The following is a 3,706-nucleotide window of genomic DNA, read 5'->3' on the forward strand; positions in this document are numbered from 1 at the left end:
GGCGCGCACCACCTGCCGATAAACGTGGTACATGTCCATCGCCACCCACTCGACCGAGTCCTTGTCCCGCAGGTCGCGGAAATAGGGCATCAACTCGGCTTTGGCCCGGCTGGGGCGGATATCGAACACGGTCTTGCGCTCGACGTTGGTGATCATGGCCCGGTACTGGCCGATGATCTTGAGCTCGTCGATACCCAGCACCCGCGAGCGCATCGGGCAGAACGACTGGTCGCTCACGCCGGGGCGTTATGTCGGCGTAGCGGTGGTCACTGAAGATGACGAAGAAGGGTTTGCCGAGCGGATGCGGGCCATCCATGACGAGCTGGCAGAGTTGGATGAGAAGGCATCCGAGCTTGCGGCGACCATCAGCCAGAACTTCGAGGAGTTGTTCGCGTGAGTGACAGTGTACGAACGATTCGAGACATTGCTATTGGCGTTTACGACGGCCCGCATGCAACGCCAGAGCTTCATGAAGAGGGTGCAGCAGTATTCCTTGGAATTCCTAACATTTCGGCAGATGGCAGAATTGACCTAGCCACTGCCCGGTGGGTTGCCGATCGTGACCTTCCGAGATGGAATCGTCGCGTGACGCCGCAGGCGAATGACATCGTTTTCACCTATGAAGCAACTTTGAATAGGTACGCCATCATCCCCGACGGCATGAGTTTCACGTTGGGTCGTAGAACCGCATTGATACGCCCGGATCCAGAAAAGATCGACTATTGCTATCTGTTCTACTACTTCTTCGCGCCGAGATGGCGGGCACAGATTGAAGCAAAAACGATGACGGGCGCGACGGTTGATCGGATTCCGTTGACGAATTTTCCAGGCTTCGAGATTTTTGTTCCTTCGTTGGGAGAGCAGCGAAGAATAGCTGCAGTACTGTTCGCTTACGACGATCTCATCGCCACTAATCAGCGCCGCATCGCCCTTCTGGAAGACGCCGCCCGTCGCCTATATCGAGAATGGTTCGTGCATCTACGCTTTCCCGGCCATGAGACCGTCACGGTGGTGGATGGCGTGCCGGAGGGTTGGGCACGCAAGACCTTGGGTCAAATCGCGCCGCTCAAGTACGGCAGGGCGCTTAAAGCTACGGAACGCAAGGATGGACAGGTGCCTGTATATGGCTCAAGTGGGGTTGTCGGTAACCATGATCGTGCGCTCGTGGATGGGGGCGCCATCGTAGTCGGGCGCAAAGGCAATGTGGGCAGCCTGTACTTTTCGCCCGAGCCCTGCTTTCCGATCGATACGGTGTTCTTCATTGATCCCGAAGCGTCGACGTTCTATTTATTGCAAGCCCTGAGCAACCTGAACTTCATCAGCAGCGATGCCGCTGTGCCTGGTTTAAATCGAAACTACGCACATTTGCTGTCATTGCTTGTGCCAGCCGGTGAAGTTGCTGCTTCCTTCGAAACATTAGTCGCACCGCTGTATTCGCAAGCATTCCAATTGGAAAGGCAAAAAAAGAAACTCGCCAGAGCCCGCGACGCCCTGCTGCCCAAGCTGATGAGCGGACAACTGGACGTCTCCGGCATCCCGCTACCGCAGCCGGAAGCGGCGTAGCCCGGAGGGCGATTTTGCCAAACATCAACGAATACATTAAGGTTTAGGCGCATCAACACCCGGAGCCCGCCATGCCCATCACCTCACAGGACATCGTGCCCTTCAACAAGGCTCGCGCCGACCTGACCCGGCTGGCCGATGAAGTCCGCGCCGGCCACGAAAAGATCATCACCCGCAACGGCGAGAGCTATGTGGCGCTGGTGGATGCCCGCAAGCTGGACTACTACCACCGTCTGGAGCGCGAAACGCTGGCACGAGCCAACTTTCAGCTTGGCCTGCTGAACGACGTGACCGCCGGTTTGCAGGACATTCGCGCGGGCAAGCCCGGCATCCCGGTGGAGGAGGCCAGGTCGCGGTCGCAGACCCGGCTGGACGCGGCCAGGGCCGCACGCAAGACGGACGCCTGACGCATGCAGGTCGTCCTGGGTGCGGCCTACGAGCGCAGACTGGACGAGGCCGTGGCGCACCTGATCGGCGTTGGCGCGGATGCCGCGGGGCAGCAGCTGCTGGACGACGCCTATGACGCCTTGCCCAAGCGCCTGGCTCAGGCGCCGCGCATCGGGCGCGAATTCATCGCCCACAACCCTGAAGCGCCGGAAGTGCTTGCCGCTTGGACAGCCGTGCGCGAGCTGCTGGGCGATGACATCGAACTGCGCGAGTACATTCTGGAAGAGTACCTGGCGCTGTATGCCATCCATCGGGACTGCATCCATCTGCTGACGCTGCGCCATCACCGCCAGTGCGGCTTCGACTTCAGCGAGGCGTAAGGCGATGAACGCACGGGGGGATTACAGCGAAGACGGGATGATCCAGAAGGATGCCGCCGCAATCCTGGGTGAGCTTGGCTGGTCGTCGGTCCATGCCCAGGCCGAGACCGAGGACAGGCCGCATCTCACCGGGCGTAGCAATTTCACCGAGACGGTGCTCACGCCCGACCTGCGCGCCGCGCTGGAGCGGCTCAATCCCGGCTTGCCCGAGGAGGCCTACCGGCAGGCCATCGACCAAGCCACTACCCACGACCACGCCAAGACCCTGGTCGCCATCAACCAGGACAAGTACGAGCTGTTGCGCAACGGCGCGCTGGTCCGGTTCAAGGATGGCGCCGGGCGAGCCGTGGAACGCCGCCTGCGGCTGGTCGATTTCGTCGATCCGGACAACAACAGCTTCAAGGCCGTTCGCGAGCTGTGGGTGCGCGGGAGGAACTACCTGCGTCGCGCCGACCTGGTGGGCTTCGTCAACGGCCTGCCGCTGGTGTTCGTCGAGCTCAAGCGCTTCGACGTGGACTACCACGACGCCTACAAGAAGAACTACCGCGACTATCGCGGTACCGACGAATCCGGCAAGCAAGTCGCCATCGAGGGCAGCATCGAGCAGCTGTTCCACTGGAACCAGTTCGTGGTGTTCTCCAATGGCCACATCGCCAGGTACGCCAGCATCACGGCCACGTCCGAGCATCACTACCAGTGGAAGCGGCTGGACGAGGACGATCCGGAGCCGGGAAAGAGCACGATGCAGCTTCCCCTGCTGCTGCGCGGAATGATGGACAGGGCGCGGCTGCTGGACATTATCGAGAACTTCATCCTGTTCGACGCCAGCGAGGGCGCCCTCGCCAAGATCGTGGCCCGCAATCACCAGTATCTGGGCGTGAATCGCGTCATTGCACGGCTGCAGTCGGACGATGACAAGGTGAAAGCCGAGCTGGCGACGGGGCAGCTCGGCGTGTTCTGGCATACCCAGGGCTCGGGCAAGTCGTACTCCATCGTATTCCTGAGCGAGAAAATCCGGCGCAGGGTGTCGGCGGGCTACACCTTTGTTGTCGTCACTGATCGCAGCGAGCTGGATGGCCAGATCGCCGGCACCTACACCCATTGCGGGCGCGCACACGCCAAGGATGACCAGGCCCAGAGCGGGGCGAACCTGCGGGCCATGCTCCGCGACAGCAACCGCAGCTATGTCTTCACCCTGATCCAGAAGTACCGCGAGCGCGTGACCGAACCCTATTCGGAGCGTGACGACATCATCGTCATCAGCGACGAGGCGCATCGCAGCCAATACGGACGGCTTGCCCTGAACATGCGCAAGGGGTTGCCCAATGCCAAGTTCATCGGCTTCACCGGCACGCCGCTGATCGAAGCGGCGGAGG

At 61.0% G+C, this 3,706-nt stretch carries 5 protein-coding genes and 1 pseudogene; 5 read left to right on the forward strand and 1 reads right to left on the reverse strand.

Annotation, left to right across the window (positions count from 1 at the left end):
- Positions 1–204: pseudogene (locus JCM9942_RS12180) on the reverse strand (transposase); the annotation flags it as partial.
- Between the two features lie 58 nt (positions 205–262).
- Here JCM9942_RS12180 and JCM9942_RS20270 point away from each other — a divergent pair.
- The 5 genes from JCM9942_RS20270 to JCM9942_RS12200 form a co-directional block, all read left to right on the forward strand.
- A complete protein-coding gene (locus JCM9942_RS20270; protein ID WP_256202377.1) occupies positions 263–397 on the forward strand; it encodes a hypothetical protein in 135 nt (44 codons plus the stop codon).
- Positions 394–1,563: a restriction endonuclease subunit S gene (locus tag JCM9942_RS12185; protein ID WP_083468530.1), complete on the forward strand. Its 1,170-nt coding sequence runs from the start codon at positions 394–396 to the stop codon at positions 1,561–1,563. Before JCM9942_RS20270 ends, JCM9942_RS12185 begins: the two co-directional genes overlap by 4 nt.
- A gap of 71 nt (positions 1,564–1,634) precedes the next feature.
- On the forward strand, positions 1,635–1,970 hold the full coding sequence (locus JCM9942_RS12190) for a type II toxin-antitoxin system Phd/YefM family antitoxin (protein WP_054659966.1): 336 nt from the start codon (positions 1,635–1,637) through the stop codon (positions 1,968–1,970).
- Positions 1,971–1,973: 3 nt separating this feature from the next.
- Positions 1,974–2,330 carry a hypothetical protein gene (locus JCM9942_RS12195; protein ID WP_054659968.1) on the forward strand — a complete coding sequence of 119 codons (357 nt, stop codon included), beginning with the start codon at positions 1,974–1,976 and terminating at the stop codon, positions 2,328–2,330.
- 4 nt (positions 2,331–2,334) lie between these two features.
- The coding region (locus JCM9942_RS12200; protein ID WP_157722906.1) for a type I restriction endonuclease subunit R at positions 2,335–3,706 on the forward strand (1,372 nt) is incomplete at its 3' end.

Source organism: Stenotrophomonas pictorum JCM 9942, assembly GCF_001310775.1.
Classification (GTDB): domain Bacteria; phylum Pseudomonadota; class Gammaproteobacteria; order Xanthomonadales; family Xanthomonadaceae; genus Stenotrophomonas; species Stenotrophomonas pictorum.

Coding starts and splice junctions, on each gene's coding strand:
- JCM9942_RS12190 (WP_054659966.1), top strand. CDS start 1,635: ATGCCCATCACCTCACAGGACATCGTGCCCTTCAACAAGGCTCGCGCC.
- JCM9942_RS12195 (WP_054659968.1), top strand. CDS start 1,974: ATGCAGGTCGTCCTGGGTGCGGCCTACGAGCGCAGACTGGACGAGGCC.